General features: G+C 47.6%; 1 protein-coding gene. It reads left to right on the top strand.

Annotated elements, in window-relative coordinates; genetic code table 11:
• Positions 1-588, top strand: a 588-nt coding sequence (locus tag R7Q11_RS27910; protein ID WP_225467201.1) for an alpha/beta fold hydrolase, incomplete at both ends; no start/stop codon positions are given.

Here is a 588-nt window from a genome sequence, read left to right as displayed (position 1 = left end):
TGCTTCGACCACGTCTTTAGTTGATTATGCCCAACACATGCTGGCGCTAATGGATCATTTGGAAATCGACGAATTTTCCATTGTTGGCTTATCTGTTGGCGGCATGTGGGGCGCGGAACTGACCGCTCAAGCCCCGCAACGAGTGAAGTCATTGGTGTTGATGGATACCTTTATTGGTTGGGAACCAGAAGTGACGCATAAAAAATACTTTGCGATGCTAGATACCATCAGCCAAGTTCAAGGTGTTCCTGGGCCTATTATCGAAGCCGTTGCACCACTGTTCTTTGCGAATAACGCGGATCAAGTTCACCCAGAATTGGTCGCTTCATTTAAACAAAGCCTTGAATTGCTAACAGGTGAGCGAGCTGTAGAAGTTGCTCGTATCGGTCGCATGGTGTTTGGGCGACGTGATGTGATTGAAGATGCAGAAAAATTCGCACTGCCAACATTGATCGCAGTTGGTCGAGAAGATAAGCCGCGTCCGGTATTTGAATCTTACCTAATGAATGACTGCATTACGGGCAGTGAGGTGGTGGAGATTCCTGAAGCGGGTCATATCAGTTCGCTTGAACAGCCCGAGTTTGTGAA

The sequence above is a fragment of the Vibrio sp. 970 genome (genome assembly GCF_033339075.1).
The sequence above is the reverse complement of the archived record's forward strand: the minus strand, read 5'-3'. Positions and strand labels throughout refer to the sequence as shown.